12 protein-coding genes, 1 tRNA gene and 2 pseudogenes are annotated in these 19,274 nt (G+C 61.2%); 6 read left to right on the forward strand and 9 right to left on the reverse strand.

The genetic code is table 11. The features are described from left to right. Positions 1-8: 8 nt before the first annotated feature. Entirely contained in the window at positions 9-1,040 is a 1,032-nt protein-coding gene (tsaD, locus tag NVV93_RS17795) for a tRNA (adenosine(37)-N6)-threonylcarbamoyltransferase complex transferase subunit TsaD (RefSeq protein WP_258254410.1), read from the reverse strand. 203 nt (positions 1,041-1,243) lie between these two features. Between tsaD and rpsU the strand changes: the two genes are divergently transcribed. From rpsU to NVV93_RS17820, 6 genes and pseudogenes are all read left to right on the forward strand, one after another. After that, the gene (gene rpsU / locus NVV93_RS17800) at positions 1,244-1,459 is read left to right on the forward strand and encodes a 30S ribosomal protein S21 (RefSeq protein ID WP_002551877.1); all 216 of its coding nucleotides are present in this window, start codon (positions 1,244-1,246) and stop codon (positions 1,457-1,459) included. Positions 1,460-1,602: 143 nt separating this feature from the next. After that, positions 1,603-2,887: pseudogene (gene dnaG / locus NVV93_RS17805) on the forward strand (DNA primase); the annotation flags it as partial. A 158-nt stretch (positions 2,888-3,045) separates the two neighbouring features. After that, a pseudogene (locus NVV93_RS20225) lies at positions 3,046-3,561 on the forward strand (DNA primase); the annotation flags it as partial. Positions 3,562-3,627: 66 nt separating this feature from the next. Then, positions 3,628-5,472 carry an RNA polymerase sigma factor RpoD gene (rpoD, locus tag NVV93_RS17810; protein WP_258251962.1) on the forward strand — a complete coding sequence of 615 codons (1,845 nt, stop codon included), beginning with the start codon at positions 3,628-3,630 and terminating at the stop codon, positions 5,470-5,472. A gap of 93 nt (positions 5,473-5,565) precedes the next feature. Further along, on the forward strand, positions 5,566-9,300 hold the full coding sequence (locus tag NVV93_RS17815; RefSeq protein WP_258251963.1) for an EAL domain-containing protein: 3,735 nt from the start codon (positions 5,566-5,568) through the stop codon (positions 9,298-9,300). Positions 9,301-9,453: 153 nt separating this feature from the next. Further along, positions 9,454-9,530, forward strand: a tRNA-Ile gene (locus NVV93_RS17820). A 510-nt stretch (positions 9,531-10,040) separates the two neighbouring features. Here NVV93_RS17820 and NVV93_RS17825 read toward each other — a convergent pair. The 8 genes from NVV93_RS17825 to NVV93_RS17860 all read right to left on the reverse strand — a co-directional run bounded on the left by NVV93_RS17825 (position 10,041) and on the right by NVV93_RS17860 (position 19,201). Further along, positions 10,041-10,202, reverse strand: coding sequence for a hypothetical protein (locus tag NVV93_RS17825; RefSeq protein ID WP_258251965.1), 162 nt, complete (start codon positions 10,200-10,202; stop codon positions 10,041-10,043). A 77-nt stretch (positions 10,203-10,279) separates the two neighbouring features. Then, positions 10,280-11,326, reverse strand: coding sequence for an aromatic ring-hydroxylating dioxygenase subunit alpha (locus tag NVV93_RS17830; protein ID WP_258254411.1), 1,047 nt, complete (start codon positions 11,324-11,326; stop codon positions 10,280-10,282). Positions 11,327-11,473: 147 nt separating this feature from the next. Next, positions 11,474-12,139 carry an EthD domain-containing protein gene (locus NVV93_RS17835; protein ID WP_258251966.1) on the reverse strand — a complete coding sequence of 222 codons (666 nt, stop codon included), beginning with the start codon at positions 12,137-12,139 and terminating at the stop codon, positions 11,474-11,476. A gap of 54 nt (positions 12,140-12,193) precedes the next feature. Continuing rightward, positions 12,194-13,033 carry an SDR family NAD(P)-dependent oxidoreductase gene (locus tag NVV93_RS17840; protein WP_258251967.1) on the reverse strand — a complete coding sequence of 280 codons (840 nt, stop codon included), beginning with the start codon at positions 13,031-13,033 and terminating at the stop codon, positions 12,194-12,196. Between the two features lie 36 nt (positions 13,034-13,069). Then, positions 13,070-13,834: an SDR family oxidoreductase gene (locus NVV93_RS17845; protein ID WP_258251968.1), complete on the reverse strand. Its 765-nt coding sequence runs from the start codon at positions 13,832-13,834 to the stop codon at positions 13,070-13,072. Positions 13,835-14,142: 308 nt separating this feature from the next. Further along, on the reverse strand, positions 14,143-15,396 hold the full coding sequence (locus NVV93_RS17850) for a helix-turn-helix transcriptional regulator (protein ID WP_258251969.1): 1,254 nt from the start codon (positions 15,394-15,396) through the stop codon (positions 14,143-14,145). A 390-nt stretch (positions 15,397-15,786) separates the two neighbouring features. Beyond that, positions 15,787-18,216 (reverse strand): RND family transporter, encoded by a 2,430-nt coding sequence (locus NVV93_RS17855; RefSeq protein WP_258251971.1) that lies wholly within the window; start codon positions 18,214-18,216, stop codon positions 15,787-15,789. Between the two features lie 10 nt (positions 18,217-18,226). Next, a complete protein-coding gene (locus NVV93_RS17860) occupies positions 18,227-19,201 on the reverse strand; it encodes a YCF48-related protein (protein ID WP_258251972.1) in 975 nt (324 codons plus the stop codon). Positions 19,202-19,274: the final 73 nt, after the last annotated feature.

The raw sequence follows: 19,274 nt of genomic DNA on the forward strand, positions 1-19,274 counted from the left end.
AATCGCGCTCAAGATGCCAGCGGCGGCAACTGCTCCATCGGCCAACGCGCCTGCACCTCAATCGCTGGACCATCCTGCTGACCGGCGAGCAAACGCTGACAGCCCGCATAGGCGATCATCGCGCCGTTGTCGGTACAGAACGCCGGGCGCGCGTAGAACACCTGCCCGTTGAACTTAGCCAGCATGGTTGCCAGCGCCTGGCGCAAGGCCAGGTTGGCACTGACCCCGCCGGCAATCACCAGATTGTTCAGGCCGGTCTGCTTCAGCGCCCGCTGGCACTTGATGGTCAGGGTCTCGACCACCGCCTGCTGGAAGGCCAGGGCCACGTCGCAGCGCGTCTGCTCGCTGTCATCACCAGCCGCGCGACATTGCTGCCAGGTGTTCAAGGTGAAGGTTTTCAGGCCGCTGAAACTGAAATCCAGACCCGGACGATCGGTCATCGGCCGCGGAAACACGAAACGTCCCGGCGCGCCGCTGAGCGCCAGCCGGGCAATCTCCGGCCCGCCGGGATAGCCCAAGCCGATCAGCTTGGCAGTCTTGTCGAAGGCTTCACCGGCGGCATCGTCGAGCGACTCGCCGAGCAGTTGATAGCGGCCAATGCCGTCGACGCGCACCAGTTGCGTGTGACCGCCGGAGACCAGCAAGGCGACGAAGGGGAACTGCGGCGGAGTCTCTTCCAGCATCGGCGCCAGCAGATGACCTTCCATATGGTGCACGCCGAGCGCCGGGATACCCCACGCCAACGCCAACGCCTGAGCGCAGGAAGCGCCCACCAACAACGCGCCGACCAGTCCGGGGCCCGCCGTGTAGGCAATCGCGTCGATGTCCGAGGCCTTGCACGCAGCCGTCTCCAGGACCTCGCGGATCAACGGCAGCATGCGCTTGACGTGATCGCGCGACGCCAGCTCCGGCACTACACCGCCATACACGCGGTGCAGATCGATCTGACTGAACAAGGCATCGGCCAGCAGACCGCGCTCGCTGTCATACAGCGCGACACCGGTTTCATCGCAGGATGTTTCCAATCCCAGTACGAGCATGGGTTTGCACCTATAAGCCTGGGCAAATTCGAAGGCGCGCATGATAATCGCCGCCCTCAAGCCCCGGCCAGCGCTTTTCGATCAGAGGCTTTGCATTCCCGGCGGCGAGGCGGTAACATCCGCAACCCTTAAAAACCGACGTATCCCGAGCCGTTTGCCGGGGTTACGTTCCACCATCGGTAAATAATGTAGGTACGACCTGGATGCCAGCCGTCAAAGTTAAAGAGAACGAACCCTTCGACGTAGCCCTGCGTCGCTTCAAACGCTCCTGCGAAAAAGCCGGTGTTCTGGCCGAAGTTCGCAGCCGCGAGTTCTACGAAAAGCCGACTTCCGAGCGCAAGCGTAAAGCGGCTGCTGCCGTTAAGCGTCACGCCAAGAAAGTGCAGCGCGAACAGCGCCGCGCCGTTCGCCTGTACTGATCGACCCCGCACAGCGCGACGCCTCGAATGCCCGGCTCGTCCGGGCATCGCAGGACAGCAAAACCGGACTCCGCTTCACCAGCAGGTGATACAGCGGAGTTTTTTTGTTTCCCCGAATCACCCACGCCAGTATCCTGAGTCCCATGGCCGGACTGATCCCACAATCCTTCATCGATGACCTACTGAACCGCACCGACATTGTCGACGTGGTGAGTTCGCGCATCCAACTGAAGAAGACTGGCAAGAATTTCAGCGCCTGCTGCCCCTTTCACAAGGAAAAAACGCCGTCCTTCAGCGTCAGCCCGGACAAGCAGTTCTATTACTGCTTCGGCTGTGGCGCAGGCGGCAACGCGCTCGGCTTTATCATGGACCACGACAACCTGGACTTCCTCCAGGCTGTCGAGGACCTGGCCAAATCCGCCAGCATGGAAATACCGCGCGAGGAAGGCGGACGGCAAAACAAGCCGCGCCAACCCACTGATTCTCCGCTCTATCCGCTGCTGGCTGCGGCCGCCGACTACTATCGCCAAGCCCTGAAAAGCCACCCCACGCGCAAGGCCGCAGTCGATTACCTGAAAGGTCGCGGCTTGTCCGGCGAGATCGCCCGAGATTTCGGCCTGGGCTTCGCTCCTCCGGGCTGGGACAACCTGCTCAAGCACTTGGGCAGCGATAGCCTGCAGCACAAAGCCCTGATCGATGCCGGCCTGCTGATTGAGAATGCCGAGTCAGGCAAACGCTACGACCGCTTCCGCGACCGCGTTATCTATCCCATTCGCGACAGTCGCGGCCGCGTGATCGCCTTTGGTGGTCGAGTACTCGGTGATGACAAACCGAAATACCTGAACTCGCCGGAAACCCCGGTGTTCCATAAAGGCCAAGAGCTCTACGGCTTATTCGAGGCACGCCAGCACAATCGCAACCTCGACGAGATCATGGTGGTCGAGGGCTATATGGATGTCATCGCCCTGGCTCAACAGGGTCTGCGTAACGCCGTCGCCACCCTGGGCACCGCCACCAGCGAAGAGCACCTCAAGCGCTTGTTCCGTATCGTGCCGAGCGTGCTGTTCTGCTTCGACGGCGACCAAGCCGGACGCAGTGCAGCCTGGCGCGCCCTCGAGTCGACGCTGGCCAGCCTGCAGGATGGTCGTCGGGCACGCTTCCTATTTCTCCCTGAAGGGGAAGACCCGGATAGCCTGGTGCGCGCCGAAGGCACCGACGCATTTCGCGCCCGCATCAATCAGCACGCGCAGCCACTGGCCGATTACTTCTTCCAGCAACTGACCGAGGAAGCCGATCCGCGCTCATTGGAAGGCAAAGCCCACCTGGCGACTCTGGCTGCTCCGCTGATCGACAAAATCCCCGGCACCAATTTGCGCACCCTGATGCGCCAGCGCCTCAAGGAAATCACCGGGCTCAGCGGCGAAACGCTGGAGCAATTTGCCCACAATCCGAATGCTCCAGCTGCGCAGGACCACGACACACCGCCCGCCTACGACTCTTACTACGAAAACAGCACAGGGCATTCGTACAACGACCAGGCAATGCCGCCTGAAGCGACCTGGCAAGACCAGCCGTTTACGGAAAAGAGCAAAAAACCTTGGCAGAAAAATGCCAATAAAAAAGGCGCACGCCAAGAGTTTCAGCCCCGCGCGCCACGTGCTGCGGTTGCTGTCGAATCGCCGACTTTGACCGCCTTGCGCACTCTTCTGCATCACCCGGAGCTCGCGCATAAGGTCGAAGATGTCAGCCACTTCGCCGATGAAGACCACACGTACGCCCAGCTCCTTGTTGCCCTACTTGGCGCACTGCAGAAGAATCCGAAGCTCCGCTCGCTGCAGTTGATTGCCCGCTGGCACGGCACTGAACAGGGCCGTCTGCTCAAGGCGCTGGCGGAGAAGGAATGGCTTATTAGCGCCGACAACCTTGAACAACAGTTTTTCGACACTATAACTAGCCTTGCAGCTCGCCAACGCGAGCGCAGCCTGGAGCAATTGCTCCGCAAAGCACGTCAAGGCGAGCTGAGCGCAGAGGAAAAAAACCTGCTGCGCGAGCTCCTTAGCCGCAATACATCGCCCCTCACCCCGACATCAACTGGCGCGTGAGGCCCGGGATCAGCTATAATGTCCAGCTAATTTTTGCCCGCCAAGACCTTCAGTGGATAGGGTGTTATGTCCGGAAAAGCGCAACAGCAGTCCCGTTTGAAAGAGTTGATCAGCCGCGGTCGTGAGCAGGGTTACCTGACTTACGCCGAGGTCAACGACCACCTGCCGGAGGATATTTCTGATCCGGAACAGGTGGAAGACATCATCCGCATGATCAACGACATGGGCATCAATGTATTCGAGACTGCTCCGGATGCCGATGCCCTGTTGCTGGCCGAAGCGGATACCGATGAAGCCGCAGCGGAAGAAGCCGCAGCTGCGTTAGCTGCCGTAGAGACCGATATTGGCCGCACCACCGACCCGGTGCGCATGTATATGCGCGAAATGGGTACCGTGGAACTGCTGACCCGCGAAGGCGAGATCGAAATCGCCAAACGCATAGAGGAAGGCATCCGCGAGGTGATGAGCGCCATCGCTCACTTCCCCGGCACCATCGACAGCATTCTTGCCGAGTACAAACGCGTCACCACTGAAGGTGGGCGTTTGTCTGAAGTCTTGAGTGGCTATATCGACCCCGACGACGGTATCGCCGCCCCGAACGAAGCTCCGGTTCCGGAGCCCAAGATCGCAGGCGAAGCGGAAACCGAAGACGAGGAAGAAGCCGAAGGCGATAGTGACGAGGAAGAGGAAGGCGATGGCGGTCCGGATCCGGAAGAAGCCCTGCGCCGCTTCACCGCCGTGGCCGAACAGCTGGAAAAGACCAACAAGGCCTTGAAAAAGCATGGCCGTAGCAGCAAGCAAGGCATTGCCGAGCTGAAAGCTTTGGCCGAGCTGTTCATGCCGATCAAGCTGGTGCCCAAGCAGTACGAAGCACTGGTCGTTCGTGTTCGTGATTCCCTGGAGCGCCTGCGCAGCCAGGAGCGCGCCATCATGCAACTGTGCGTTCGCGATGCACGGATGCCGCGCGCCGACTTCCTGCGCCTGTTCCCGGGCAACGAAGTGAATGAAACCTGGGCTGCTGACCTGGCTAAAGGCAAGGCCAAGTATGCCGAAGCGATCGGCAATCTGCTCGGCGACATCCAACGCGCTCAGCAGAAGCTGGCGGCGCTGCAAACCGAATGCAACCTGACCATCGGCGAGATCAAAGACGTCAATCGGCGTATGTCGATCGGCGAAGCCAAGGCTCGTCGCGCCAAGAAGGAAATGGTCGAGGCCAACCTGCGCCTGGTGATCTCCATCGCCAAGAAGTACACCAACCGCGGCCTGCAGTTCCTCGACCTGATTCAGGAAGGCAACATCGGCCTGATGAAAGCGGTGGATAAGTTCGAATACCGTCGCGGTTATAAGTTCTCGACCTACGCCACCTGGTGGATTCGTCAGGCGATCACCCGCTCGATCGCCGACCAGGCGCGCACCATCCGTATCCCGGTGCACATGATCGAGACGATCAACAAGCTCAACCGCATCTCTCGTCAGATGCTGCAGGAAATGGGCCGCGAGCCGACTCCGGAAGAGCTGGGCGAGCGCATGGACATGCCTGAGGACAAGATCCGCAAGGTATTGAAGATCGCTAAAGAGCCGATCTCCATGGAAACCCCGATCGGTGACGACGAAGATTCGCATCTGGGCGACTTCATCGAGGACTCCACCATGCAATCGCCGATCGACGTGGCGACCGTGGAAAGCCTCAAGGAAGCCACCCGCGAAGTACTCGCCGGCCTCACCGCACGGGAAGCCAAGGTCCTGCGCATGCGCTTCGGCATCGACATGAATACCGACCACACCCTTGAGGAAGTCGGTAAACAGTTCGATGTGACTCGTGAGCGGATCCGTCAGATCGAGGCCAAGGCCTTACGCAAGTTGCGCCATCCAACGCGCAGCGAGCACCTTCGCTCCTTCCTCGACGAGTGATCCAGAACCCCCGGCCAGCCGGGGGTTTTGCTTTTCTAGCATCCTGTTCCATGACTACACTTCGCCAATAGTGAACCCTTGGGATAGGCTCGTATGCCGCGACTGCCGGTCATTTTGTTGTTGTGCCTGGCACTTTGGGCCTCCCCGTCTAGCGCATTGAACTTGACCGATGAAGAGCGCGCCTGGCTGGCGGCCCATCCCGAATTGCGCCTCGGTGTAGATGCCTCTTGGCCCCCGTTCGAATTCCGCGACGAACACAATCGCTACAAGGGCCTGGCGTCTGACTACGTTCGGCTGATCGAACAACGCCTGGGCATCACCTTGCGTCCGGTCGAACCAAGCAGCTGGAGCGAGGTACTTACCCAGGCCAAGGCCGGCACTTTGGATTTGCTACCCGGGGTCATGTCGACGCCGGAGCGCCAGACCTACCTCAGCTTCACCCGCCCCTACCTCGATTTCCCGATCGTCATCCTTGCCAAACAGGGCGGCCCCCAGCCGCGCACGCTAAAGGACCTGTATGGCCTGAAGATCGCCATCGTCCGCGACTACGCCCCGCACGAACTGCTCCGCAGCCAGCACCCCGACTTCAATCTGCTCGCCCTGAGCAGCGTCAACGCTGCCCTCCAAGCGTTGGCGACCGGCCAGGTCGACGCCCTTGTCAGCGATCTCGCCTCCAGCGTGTGGAGCCTGCGCCAACTCAAGCTTGAAGGTCTCTACATCAGCGGTGAAACGCCATACCGCTACCAGTTGGCGATGGCCGTACCGCAGGGTCAGGAGATTTTCGTCGGCATCCTCGACAAGTTGTTTGCCGACCTCAGCCCTGCGCAAATCAGCAGCCTGCAAGAACCCTGGGTCGGCAGCATCCTGGACCGCCGGAGACTCTGGCGCGAAGTGCTGCTGTATGGGTTACCGGGGCTACTGCTGGTACTTGTCGTATTGGCAGGGATTCTGCGCATCAATCGCCGTCTGAGCGCCGAAATCGGACAGCGCGTCGCCCTCGAAGAGGATCTGCGCAGCAGCGAGCAGCACTACCGCGGCCTAGTCGAAAGCCTGTCGGCCATCGCCTGGGAAATGCGCCTCAGCGACCACTGTTTCACCTACGTTTCGCCGCATGCCGAAAAGCTTCTCGGCTACCCCCTTAGCGAATGGCGGGAGCCGGGCTTCTGGCAGCGCACCCTGCATCCCGATGATGCGCAGCAAGCGATCGATTACTGCTTCGGCGAAAGCAGCGCCGGACGCGACCACACCCTCGACTATCGCATGATCGCCGCCAATGGCCGGGTGGTCTGGCTGCGCGACATCGTCACTTTGATCAAGCACGGCGATGAATTGCTGATGCGCGGCCTGATGATCGAAGTCACCGAGGCCAAGCAGACGGAAAACGCCCTGCGCCTGTCGGAGCAGAAATTCACCTCGGTGTTTCACCATTGCCCAGACATTCTGGTCATCGCCAGCCGCGACGACGGCCGCCTGCTGACGGTCAACCGAACCTTCGAGGAAAAGATCGGCATCAGCGCCGCGGTCGCCGTCGGCAAAACCTCCACCGAACTGGGGATCTGGGGAGTATCCGACATCGGCCCAGGGCTGCTCCAGCTGCTGCAAGAGAAAAATCTGCACAACCTGGAAATGCCCTTTCGCCGCAGTAACGGCGAATTGTTCACCGGCCTGATTTCGGCGCAACAGATCCAGCTCCTCGGCGTGCCGGCGCTGGTCATCGCCGTCCGCGACATCAGCCAATTGAAGGCTACCCAGCAGCAGCTGGAAGTATCCGAAGAGAAGTTCGCCAAGGCTTTCCACGCCTCGCCGGACGGTTTGTTGATCACCCGCCAGCACGATGGCCTGCTGATCGACGTCAACGACGGATTCACCCGAATTACCGGCTATAACCTCGCCCACTTAACTGATCAGACCACCTTGCAACTGGGCATTTGGGCCGACGTCGATGACCGGAAAAGGTTCCTCGAACAACTGCAAAACAACGGTAGCGCACGCAACTTCGTCGCTCCCATCCGTACCCGCGACGGCCAGATACGGCTGTGTGAACTCTCCACGCAAACCATCGTCATCGGCACCGAAAAGTGCATGCTGACCATTGCCCGCGATATCACCGAGCGCCAACTCATGCAGGAAAAACTCCTGCAGGCGGCCACCGTCTTCGAAAGCACCGCCGAAGGTGTGCTGATCACCGACACCCAGCAGCGCATCACCGCCGTGAACCGTGCCTTCAGTGAAATCACCGGTTACAGCGAAAGCGACGTGCTGGGCCAAACCCCGCGCATGCTCGCCTCCGGGCAACACGACAGCGCCTTCTATGTCGCCATGTGGCACCAGCTCGCCGCCGAAGGCCACTGGCAGGGCGAGATATGGAACCGGCGCAAAAGCGGCGAGCCCTACCCGCAATGGCTGACCATCAGCGCAGTGCACAATAGTGCTGACGAAATCACTCACTTCGTCGGCGTGTTCGCCGACATCTCGATACTCAAACACGCCGAGGCCCGGCTCGATTACCAGGCCCACCATGACCCGCTCACCGGCCTACCCAACCGTCTGCTCTTCGAGAACCGCCTGCGCATGGCGCTGCAAGAGGCCCAGGCCGATGATCGCCAGGGCGCGGTGCTGTTCCTCGACCTCGACCGCTTCAAACACATCAACGACAGCCTCGGCCACCCCATCGGGGACCTGCTGTTGAAGAGCATTGCCATGCGTCTGCGCGACCAACTACGCGACATCGACACCGTTGCCCGACTCGGCGGCGACGAGTTCATCATCCTGCTGCCCGGCCTGCACCAACCGGCCGATGCCGAACATGTCGCCAGCAAACTGCTGCGCTGTTTCGGCACTGCCTTCGAAGCGGACGAACATGAGTTCTTCATCAGCGCCAGCATCGGCATCAGCCTGTTTCCACAGGACGGCACAGACGTTGCCACACTGATCAAAAATGCCGACGCCGCGATGTATCGCTCGAAATCCAAGGGCCGCAATCGCGCCGAGTTCTACACCTACGATCTAACGTTCCAAGCCACGCAGCGCATGGCGCTCGAACATGAACTGCGCCGCGCCCTCGAACGGGGTGAATTCAGTCTGTACTACCAGCCGAAACTGGCCCTCCCCAGCCGCCAGCTGATCGGTGCCGAAGCGCTGATCCGCTGGCACCACCCACAACTCGGGGAAGTTTCGCCTGATCGTTTCATCCCGCTGGCAGAAGAAAGCGGCCTGATCCTGCCAATTGGCGACTGGGCACTACAGGAAGCCTGCCGACAGATGAGTCTTTGGCTTCCACAGCACGCCCCGTTCGGCGCACTTTCAGTCAACCTCGCTGGCAGCCAACTCCGCCAGCCACGACTGGTCCAGCGCGTCGCCAGTCTCCTCAGCGACAACGGCTTGCCGCCGGCCTTGCTGCAACTGGAGATCACTGAAAGTTTCATCATGAGCCAAACCGAAGAAGCGCTAGCCATCCTTCATGAGTTGAAAGCGCTGGGGCTACAACTGGCGATCGACGACTTTGGTACCGGCTATTCCTCGCTCAGCTACCTCAAGCGCCTGCCACTGGACACCTTGAAAATCGACAAATCCTTCGTCCAAGGTCTACCGGGTGACCCCCACGATGCCGCCATCACCCGAGCGATCATCGCCCTGGCACGCAGCATGCAGCTCACGGTAGTTGCCGAAGGCGTGGAAACCGCCGCCCAGGAGGAATTCCTCACCCGCGAAGGCTGCCAGCAAATCCAGGGCTTCGTGGTCAGCCCGGCATTGCCGGCGGACGCTTTTGCAGCCAGTTTCCTCACGCCGCTCCATGCCGTTGGCGCTGCCGAGAAGGCGCCGGTATAATCCGCCGGCCTTCTGCGTCGTATGGCTCAGTTAGTTAGGGCAGAAGACTCAAAGCAGTCATTTCAGACTGACGCTTTATCAGTACAAACAATCGCTTACGCAGATTTAACCATCCCCCCAGTAAGCGCTAGGGTAAGCCCGAAAAAGTTTCACGGGCCTTTAGCTCAGTTGGTTAGAGCGCGCGACTCATAATCGCTCGGTCCCCGGTTCGAGCCCGGGAAGGCCCACCATGCAAAAGCCCCAAGCCTAACGGCTTGGGGCTTTTCTTTTTCCAGCCAGAACATCGTGACTGCTCACTTTGGTGCCTACATGCTCGGCTAGCCTGCCTACCGCACGTATTCCTCTTCCGCTCCCCTCAGCAAATCCGCAGAAGGCACACCCCCGCGCCAACCCAAGAGCGGTCGGGGTGGTGATCGTAGGCTGCTTGATAGCACGCTCAAAGCGGGACACAAACGTCCGGTCAACACCTGCACGAAAGGCAAGCCTCTCTTGCAAGATGCTTCATTCCGAGCAGTAACGTCGGAGAGCTTCGCCGAAGAGGGGAGCTATGTTTGGGGCTCGCGTATCTGCCATGCAGCCCCAGACAGCCCGACCAATATCAATCAGGAGGATCGATATGGTATTTGGCAGCGCTGAGGTTCACGCAAGTGACGTTAAGAAAGGGAAGGATCAGATAGAGACAGTCGAGGCAGCATCAGAAGAAGCGGAAAGGCAAATAGCGCCGCCGTAACCAGCTCCAGTCATGCCCACTCAGGTGGTCCATAACCATCACGACCACCCAAGTGCCGAGCAGCTAGCTGGTAAGCGGAGCCGAGCATGCCGACCTGCCCGGTATCGAAACCGAAGCGGTCGGCCAAGGCGCCGAGCAGAAAGGGCAGGCATTGAACGGTAAACCACCCCATGACGAGGCGAAACTGGTCGCCAAGATGCTGGTCAGCCTTTACGGCCGCTCATCGCCATTGCCCTTTCCTGCTCGCGATCAGCTTTTGCGCAGATCGACGGTGACGATTTCGCGGCGTTCGGCCATGCTCGCCGGTACTTTGTCCTCGTCCATGAAGAACTGCTGATACCACTCGCGGAGTTGATAAACCGGGCCGTCGGTTTCAGCCAGCACGGGGTTGTCGATGCGGATTTTGTTCTTCCAAATCGCCACGTCCTGGTAGAACGACTCGCGGTTGCCGGTCACATAGCCCTTGGCGATCTCGTTGTTCTGCTCCTCGGTAAAGCCCTCCACGCGCTTGACCATGCAACCGAAGCGCAGCACGAAGCTATTCGGCGTCACCGGCACATGGCTGTTGAGGAGGATGGCGTGAATCTCCACGCCACCAAAGTTCGAGCTGATGCGCGTGAAGTGAGTGGCAGGACCGTAGTAGGCCGACGGTGCAACTAGACCACCGCCCAGACGCTCGGAATCGCCATGGAAGATCTGATGGCCGATATGGCCTTCGAAGATATTGGCGAAGTAGGTCGTCGGCGTACCATGCACCGGACCGAAGTGATGGGCATCAACCAGGTTGTCGACCAACTCGCGAGGGTTGGTGTCGATTTCCATGATGTCGATGTTCCAGTTGTGGATCCACGAGTCATCGTCCATTTCCGGCAGATGCGGGATGACCACGCCTTCGCGCGGCGGCTTACCCTCGGGGTTATTCCACACGAACAACAGGTTGTTCTCTTCGCAGGTCAGCCAGCTCTTGGTCTTGGCTTTCGGCGGGATGCGCTTGCAGTAGGGGATTTCCGCGCACTTGCCAGCGGCATCGAATTTCCAGTGGTGGAAGGCACACACCAGACGGTCGTTCTCGATAGTGCCCTGGGACAGGTCGGCACCCATGTGCGGGCAATAGGCATCGAGAACGTTGATCTTGCCATCGCTGGTGGCGAAAGCGACCAGACGCGTACCGAAGACATTGAGGGTATGTGGCTTGCCATCACGATACTGGTCCGCATCGCCCAGGCAGTGCCAGCCACGGGCGTAGCGATAGGGTTCCAGCACGTTCTCAACTTTGATCTCGGCGAGTTTCGTCATCATTATTGTCCTCTATAGAAACGCCACGATTTAACTCACCTGCCCTGATTAACCTTACTGAGTACAAGTGATTCAACTTGGGGCATCTTCGACCACTGCCGCGTGTAACTCATCCTCCGCTTGGACTAGAGAAAACCGGACTGACTCTCAAGAACCGCCCGCCGCACCCTCCAACTCCGGCCCGACGTAGAGCCCAGCCAACTGCTCGGGTGGGCTTTCATGGCTGCTCACCCGCATGCTGACCTCGGCCGGCCAATCGCTTTCGGGTGCTCGCGCCCCCTCCTCCAGCCACAACGACAGCATGGCGTCATAGCCGAGCGCGACGCCGGGATAGGCCTGAAACAGATCCAGGGTCACGCGCCGCACGCCTGAGCCGGCAGCACCCAGTGCCGCGCCGTGAGCCGCGAGACGCCGAGCGAAGCTTGGCGCCGCTTCGTCGCCGCGCTTGAACAACAGCAGCTGGCGGTTACAGACGAAGTGCTCGGCGTCCCGCGGCGGGCCGAACAGCAGGCTTTCCACCGCGGCGGCCGTGCGCACGAGTTCGCGCGGCTTCATGAAGCGCTGCTCGTCCTCCCGCAGGAGGGCACCGGCCGGCGAGTCGAGGACGTCCTGACTGCGGAAACCAACGGCGACCTCGAACTCGCTGAGGCAATCGAAATCGACCTCGGGCTCCGAGCCGAGCAGGTGATTGCGCACATAGCGCTGAAATGGGAGATAGCGCATGGCCAACAGGCAGTGCTGGTGCTCGTAATAGTCGCGAAAGGCCTCGCGTGACAGATCGGCACGTCGACTGATCAGTGAAACCGACTTCATGTTTGGCATGGCTCCTCCGGGTCAGTTGCGGCACGCCTGGCATGCCGCAGGGGTTCAGGCTTGCCGCCAGTCGGGCACGATGCCGTGCTCCAGGGCGAACGGCTGTGCCGCGATGGTCCGTCGCTGGTAGTCGACCGCTTGCTCAGCCGTGGCCAACCAGAGCATCACCGCCGCCGGCACCTCGGGCGGCGCCGAACCGGCACGCAGGGCGATCAGGCCACGGTCGCCGATGGTGGCCTTGAGTGCGTCGGTGGTCACCACGCCGGGGTTGACCGTGTAGGCGCGAATGCCGCGCTCACCCAACTCGATCGCGAGCACCCCGGACAGCCGCGAAACCGCCGCCTTGCCCGCACCGTAGGCATAGCCCCAGCCACCCTTGCTGGCGGCAATCGGCGGGTCGCTCTCGCCGGCACCGGAGGTGACGTTGATCACCACCCCGCCGCCTTGTTCGAGCATGCCCGCCACCACCGCGCGGGTGAGCAGGAAAGGCGTCATCACATAGCCTTGGAGAACCCGCTCCAGGGTCTCCGCCTGCAATTCCATAAAGGGCAGGTTGAGATCGCTGCCCTGGTAGACGGCGTTATTGACCAGCACGTCGATGCGGCCGAACTCGGCGAACACCGCCGCGCTGGCAGCAAGCACCGAAGCACTGTCGAGCAGGTCCATGCGCACCACCAACGCCTTGCGGCCGAGGGCGCGGATCGCCGCGGCGGTGCCGTTGAGGCTGCCCGACAACGGCTTGCCGTCGGCATTGCGCAGCGCATGGGTATGGCTTTCGCCTTCCTCCAGCGTGCGCGCACTGATTGCCACATCGAAACCGGCACGGGCGAAGGCCAGCGCCGCCTCCCGCCCGATCCCCCGGCTAGCGCCGGTAATGAATGCCACCTTGGCCATTATTTTTCTCGCTCGACTGGGTCTCAGGGCCTGCTCTTAGAAGCGCGTTGGACGAGCCATCGCATCCATGCCGCCATCGACGAACACCACGCTGCCGTGGATGAAACCGGCCTGGGGCGATTGCAGGAAGGCCACCAGCGTGGCGATCTCTTCGGGATGGCCGGCGCGACCCAGCGGCGCTACGAACTGGCGGGTCGCCTCGCCGAACCGAGGATCTTCCTGCGAGGCCTGGAACAAGGGCGTTTCCACGGCGCCCGGTGCCACCACGTTCAGGCGAATGCCCTGCTTGGCCCAGGCCACGGCCTTCTGCCGGGCATTGCAGGTGACCGCGTATTTCGAGCCGGCATAGGCCGCCTGTGGCTGACCGAGGGCGTTGGCCAGTTCCAGCGCCTGGCCTTCGTCGCCGGCCAGCATTGCCGCCACCATTGGCTGGTCGGCATTCGCATAAGTCGAAGCGACCGAACCGATGACCAGCGCTGCCGGCTGCTCGCCCTTGGCCAGGGCATCGGCCAAACCATCGAGCAACTCGCTGACGCCGAAATAGTTGACCGCCAGGATGATGCCGCACGAAGGCGCGGTCACACCGACCCCGGCGCAGCAGATCAGTCCATCCAGCACGCCGCCACTCTGCTCGAGCACACTGGCGATGGCCGCCTGGCGGCCGGCATGGCTGGACAGGTCGGCGATGACTTCGGCGTTGGCCCGGTCGATCCCAATGACCCGGTGCCCGGCGGCGCGTAGCGCCGCGCAGATCGCGGCGCCCATTCCGGAAGCGGAACCACTGACAGCTGTAACAGGCATAAAGTCTCTCCTCGTTCAGTAAGCATCAGGTTCGCAACGACGCCTCAGGCGCTCGCCGCATCTACAGAATCCTCGGACCCGCAAGCGATCGGCGTTGAGTGCCAGGATCGTTCGCGCGTCCAGCACAGGGCGGGGCTCCGCGCTGATGCGGTGGAAGCTAAGTATCTGCAGGGCATGAGGCGGGCAACATCGTCCGCACGGACTACAGACCGACCCATTTCCCAGCGCAACGCAAAAGCCCCAGACGCATGGAAACGACCGGGGCTTTGAGGGGTTATGAGCTTTAAACAGAGCTGCGCAGGGCAGGCTCAGGCGCTACGACGTTCCGAGTGAGCGAGGTGCAGTTCCGGAGCTTCGACCTTGTCGACCTTGTCGGCGGCCAGCAGCGCCAGCTTCGGCTTTCCCAAGGCGACCACACTGTTGAGGAGGATACGCACCAACTCCGTCTGTCGGCGTACGCCGGTCTTCGAGAAAATCGAGCGCAGGTGCGCACGGGCCGTATTGCGGCGGACGTTCAGCACCTCGGCCGCCTCTTCCAGCGACAGGCCGTTGGCCAGTTCCATGGCCAGAGCGGTTTCCGCCCGGGTCAAGTTGAACAGTTGCTTGGTCACCACTTCGCTGGCTATCGACTTGCCCACCGCATCGCGAATGTACACCACCGCGGCCGGTTTACCTTTGCCATCGGCCCAGTCCAACGAAGGAATCGCCTCGACCACCAGACCAAGGCTGACCTGCCCGGACGGCCGTGCCACCGACATCGCCTCGGCCACCGCCCGGCCCTCTTCGCCCTCGCAGGCGAACGCATTGCGGACCAGCCGTTGCAACTCGCGGTTATCGCTCGGATAGGTGGCTTCCAGACGACCACCGACCAACTTCAGGCCATCGGATCGATCGAGGATTTCCTTGGCCACCGGATTGATCTTCAAAACACTGCCGCTCTCGTCGAGCACGATGGTTGCCACCGACAGGCGGCTGATCGCCTGGGCGTACAACTCGCTCAGCGACTCGCTGCGATCCAGCAGGTTGTGCATGCGCAGCGAACGGCGTAAGTGCGGTAGGAACATCTCGCAGAGGGCACATTCTGCGGCGGAGAATTTCGGCGCTGACTTGGGCCGAGTGATGCGGAAGCGAAACTTGCCGCCATCCGGCGTGGAGATATCCGCGCCCATCACGTGGAACACGCCTTGCTGGGAGCAAACCTGCTGGAAGTAGGCCGAGTGCTCCCATTCCGATTCGCTCATCACATCGTCGACCGTGAAGACCCGGTCCATCGGCTGGTTGATGAAAGGATTCATGGTCTGCGGATAGACCTGATAGCTCACCTCGCCTTCATCTTTGATATCGCCGGCCACGAGCATCAGCCCCATTTCCGGCTGATCGGGCAACCGCAGGATCAGGGTGACGTAGTTCGCCTGGAACAATTCGCGCATATGGCGCAAGGGATGCACCATCAACTTGGGGTCAAGCGCGCCGTCATAGAGCTCGCCAATGACGCGATCATACTCGACCAGATCCAAATTCATCGCCGCCAGGGCCTGAACGCCCAAGGTGGTTTTTTCCATAGCCTGTCTCCTCGCTTGGGCTAAGCGCATTGGCCTGCCCTTTTTATTTTTATGATTTCGACCCGCTCGCCGGGCTCAATCAAGATGCCAGTCGATGCTCTGGATAGTGCCACAGCTCCAGCCCGGCACAAGGCTACTTAGACAAAAGGTTAGCTATCGATTCGCCAGCACCACAGCGTCTAAAGCGGCGCTCTCAGAGCCTATTTACGTCCTCCTAACTCGCGGCAAGATCGCGTTAAAAGTGGCCGAAAATGCGCATTTACATGTCGTAAACTGCGCTTTTCGGCCATTTGACTCGCTACGCTCGCCCTTCGGGCCAGCCTTGGGCTGTTACTCCCGTTGGTCGTTGCGCCTTGTCTGGTTCTAATCCAGAAGGTCGTAAAAAGACTCTTAGGCATCCTCTGCCGCTACAGCTTTTTTTAGCGAGTAGTCGCGACCAGCGACTTGTGGCTGTTCAGCCGGTGCAGCCTTCACCGAGACCAGGCGCCGGCTCTGATTGAACCAGGCGGCCAGGGCTGGCAGGAGGAAGATCGCACCGAGCACGTTGACCAGGAACATGAAGGACAGCAGCACGCCCATGTCGGCCTGGAACTTCAGTGGCGCGAAGGCCCAGGTGCAGACGCCGATGGACATGGTCAGCGCGGTGAACACCGCCGCGGTGCCGCGTTGGCACATAGCCTCGTAGAACGCGTTACGCAGGTCTGCCCCCTCGGCCATTTCGTGCTGGATGCGCTCGTACAGGTAGATGCCGTAGTCGACCCCGACTCCGACGCCCAGCGCCATCACCGGCAACGTGGCGACTTTCAGGCCGATGCCGAGCATGGCCATCAGGGCGTTGCAGAGGACCGCGACGATTGCCAGCGGCGCCAGAATGCACAGCACCGCGCGCAGGGAGCCGAACGTCAGCCAGCAGAACAGCCCTACCGAGCCGAACAACGCCGCCAACATCACCACCTCGGCGCGTTTCACCGCCTCGTTGGAGGCCGCCATCACCCCGACGTTGCCGCCGGCCAGCAGGAACTTGGTCTCGGGAATCGCCACCTCGGCGATGATCCGCTTGGCCTCCTTGACCACATGGGCCACGGTGGCACCATCGTGATCGGTGAGGAACACCAGAATCTGCATCTGCTGGCAACCATCGGTCACCAGGCCATCATCCGGCATGTAGGCGCGCGAGCCCTGGCTCAAGCCCCGGCTCGACCCCGGAATCGCCGCCCAGCGCGGGTTGCCTTCGTTGTTACCGGCAATCATCACCTTGCCCATGCCCGCCACGCTCTGCACCGATTGCACGCCGGTCACGGCGCGAATCTGGAAGTCGAAGGCTTCCACCGCACGCATGACCTGCGGCGTCAGACAGGCTTCCTCGACGCCCTGCGCCTGCACGAACACCGCCAGGACATCGAGGCCGATGGAGTAGCTGCTGATGATTTTTTCGTTGTCCTGGTTATAGCGCGAGTCGGCGCGCAACTCCGGTGCGCCGGCGCCGATATCACCGACCTCGAGTTGACGCGCCTTGACCACCCCGAACCCCAGCAGCAGCAGGCTGAGAGCGAACACCGCCAGCGCCGGGCGTGGCTCGGCCAAGGCCGACAGCCGCCACCACAGCGGGTGCTTGCCCTGTTCCGCGACGCGCTCGCGGTTGAGCACGCTGCGCTCCAGATGCAGGTGCGAAATGATGATCGGCAGCATCATTTTGTTGGTGATGATCATCAGCATTACGCCAATGCAAGCCGTCACCCCCAGTTCGTGGACGATGGGGATGTCGATCATCATGATCACCGCAAAGCCCAGAGCGTTCATCAACAGCGCCAGGGAGCCGGGAATGAAAATTTTGCAGAACGCCGCCCGCGCCGCCTGCACCGAATCGCTACCGGCGAGCACTTCCTGCTTCCAGGCGTTGGTCATCTGTACCGCATGGGAGACGCCGATGGAGAAGATCAGGAACGGCACCAGAATCGACATCGGATCGATGCCCAGGCCCAGCAACGGCAAGAGGCCGAGCAACCAGACCACCGGCAGCAGCGCCACCACCAAGGCGACCACGGTCAATTTCAGCGAGCGAGAATACAACCACAGCAACAGGCCAGTAATCAGGAAGGCGACGACAAAGAAACCGATCACGGTGATCAGGCCATCGACCACGTCGCCGACCAGCTTGGCGAAACCGACGATATTGATTTCGATCTTGTCGTTGCTGTACTTGGCGCGAATATCCTCCAGGCGCTTGGACACTTCGACATAGCTAACCGGCTTGCCGGTCTTCGGGTCGATATCCTGCAGGTCGGCGCGGACCAGCGCCGACCTCAGGTCGTTGGCGACCAGCCGCCCGATCTGCCCAGATCTAGCGGCGTTGCTGCGCACCTGGGCCAGATCCTCGACGGAGCCGGCAAAGCGCGGCGGCACCACGACGTCACCAAAGAAACCCTCTTCGGTGATTTCGACGTAACGCACATTGGCGGTGAACAGCGAGGTTACGCTGGCGCGGCTGACGCCAGAGATAAAGAACACATCGTCGGTGACCTTTTGCAGCGTATCGAGGAACTCGGCGTTGTAGATATCACCCTCGCCCTTCCACTTCACGCTGACCAGAAAGCGGTTCGCGCCGGTGAAGTACTGGCTGAACTTCAGGAAGTTGAGCATGTACTCGTGGCGCACTGGGATCTGCTTGTTAAATCCTGGGTCCAGTTTGGTGTGGGTGGCGCTATAGCCCAAGCCCAGCGTCAGCAACAGAAACACGGTCATAAACAGCTTGCGGTACGCCATGAGCAAATCGGCGCAGCCCTCGACCTTGCGTTCTATCCAGGATTTACCTTGCTTCATCACTAGCCTCTCACTTGCCAAGTGCAACAACGCTGACACCGGGACCTTGGAACACACCGCGCTCACCGCCCACCAATACCTGCTGGGCGCCAACCACAATTGCTGAAGTTAACGTGCCCAGCCCTGGCTGGCGGCTGGTCTCGAGCAGACGCCCGCGGCCATCCAGGCGCACCAACGAGCTGCCCGCGCCGACGATCAGCACTCCGGAATTGTTCGGCAGCAGCACATGACCGTAGAGCGGCAGCTTGTTGCCGACCTTGATCTCTTCCCAGCTGTCGCCGAAGTTGTCGCTGACGAATACATGCCCGCGCATGCCATAGGTCACCCAGCGCTGCGCACTGAGGCGGACCACACCGAACAGCGAACCTTTATAGAAAGGGGGCAGGGTTTGCCAATTCTGGCCGGCATCGGAGCTGCGCAACACCAGGCCCTGCTCGCCGACCAGCATGCGTCGGCCATCGGCGCCGCCGTCCATGCTGTTGAGGTGCGCACTGTCGACCTCCAGCGGCAAGGTTTGCCAGGTCAGGCCGGCGTCGTCGGACTGGTAGAACTTGCCGAAGCTGCCGAAAGCCAGCACTCGATTGCCGCCGGCCGCCCAGATACCCAGCAGCGGCTCGCCCTGCTCGGCCTCGAAACGAACCTCCTGCCAAGTGGAACCGGCGTCCTGCGAGCGCAGGATCAAGCCATCATGCCCGACCGCAAGCAGCTGCTCGGCGGACACGGCCACCAGTCCGGTCAAGGACACATGGCGCTGCGGCTTGACCGACGCTTGCTGCCAGGAACGGCCTTGGTCGTCGCTCAGCAGAATGCTGCCGCGCTCGCCCACCGCCACCTGGCGCTTGTCCAGATTGAGCAGGGCATTGATATGCACCCGGTCCGCGCGCAGCTGGGTATCAGACGGCGTTTGCGGATCACGCGGGGTAAAGGCGTACGCAATGCCCGCCGCGACAATGGCGCACACCAGATAGGCGATCAGTGAACGCATGATCGCCTCCATACTGCAGTAACTAGGCGCTCGACGAATCTCATGCGGCTACCCTCTTATTCTTGTTGGTAGT

Origin of the sequence: Pseudomonas sp. LS44 (assembly GCF_024730785.1) — a bacterium.
In the GTDB taxonomy this organism is placed as follows: domain Bacteria; phylum Pseudomonadota; class Gammaproteobacteria; order Pseudomonadales; family Pseudomonadaceae; genus Aquipseudomonas.

What these genes read in the sequence shown, in the direction of transcription:
- NVV93_RS17815 (WP_258251963.1), top strand. Translation starts at nt 5,566, where the DNA reads ATGCCGCGACTGCCGGTCATTTTGTTGTTGTGCCTGGCACTTTGGGCC.
- NVV93_RS17850 (WP_258251969.1), bottom strand. Translation starts at nt 15,396, where the DNA reads ATGGAAAAAACCACCTTGGGCGTTCAGGCCCTGGCGGCGATGAATTTG.
- NVV93_RS17845 (WP_258251968.1), bottom strand. Translation starts at nt 13,834, where the DNA reads ATGCCTGTTACAGCTGTCAGTGGTTCCGCTTCCGGAATGGGCGCCGCG.
- NVV93_RS17825 (WP_258251965.1), bottom strand. Translation starts at nt 10,202, where the DNA reads ATGGGGTGGTTTACCGTTCAATGCCTGCCCTTTCTGCTCGGCGCCTTG.
- tsaD (WP_258254410.1), bottom strand. Translation starts at nt 1,040, where the DNA reads ATGCTCGTACTGGGATTGGAAACATCCTGCGATGAAACCGGTGTCGCG.
- NVV93_RS17830 (WP_258254411.1), bottom strand. Translation starts at nt 11,326, where the DNA reads ATGACGAAACTCGCCGAGATCAAAGTTGAGAACGTGCTGGAACCCTAT.
- rpsU (WP_002551877.1), top strand. Translation starts at nt 1,244, where the DNA reads ATGCCAGCCGTCAAAGTTAAAGAGAACGAACCCTTCGACGTAGCCCTG.
- NVV93_RS17840 (WP_258251967.1), bottom strand. Translation starts at nt 13,033, where the DNA reads ATGGCCAAGGTGGCATTCATTACCGGCGCTAGCCGGGGGATCGGGCGG.
- NVV93_RS17860 (WP_258251972.1), bottom strand. Translation starts at nt 19,201, where the DNA reads ATGCGTTCACTGATCGCCTATCTGGTGTGCGCCATTGTCGCGGCGGGC.
- rpoD (WP_258251962.1), top strand. Translation starts at nt 3,628, where the DNA reads ATGTCCGGAAAAGCGCAACAGCAGTCCCGTTTGAAAGAGTTGATCAGC.
- NVV93_RS17855 (WP_258251971.1), bottom strand. Translation starts at nt 18,216, where the DNA reads ATGAAGCAAGGTAAATCCTGGATAGAACGCAAGGTCGAGGGCTGCGCC.
- NVV93_RS17835 (WP_258251966.1), bottom strand. Translation starts at nt 12,139, where the DNA reads ATGAAGTCGGTTTCACTGATCAGTCGACGTGCCGATCTGTCACGCGAG.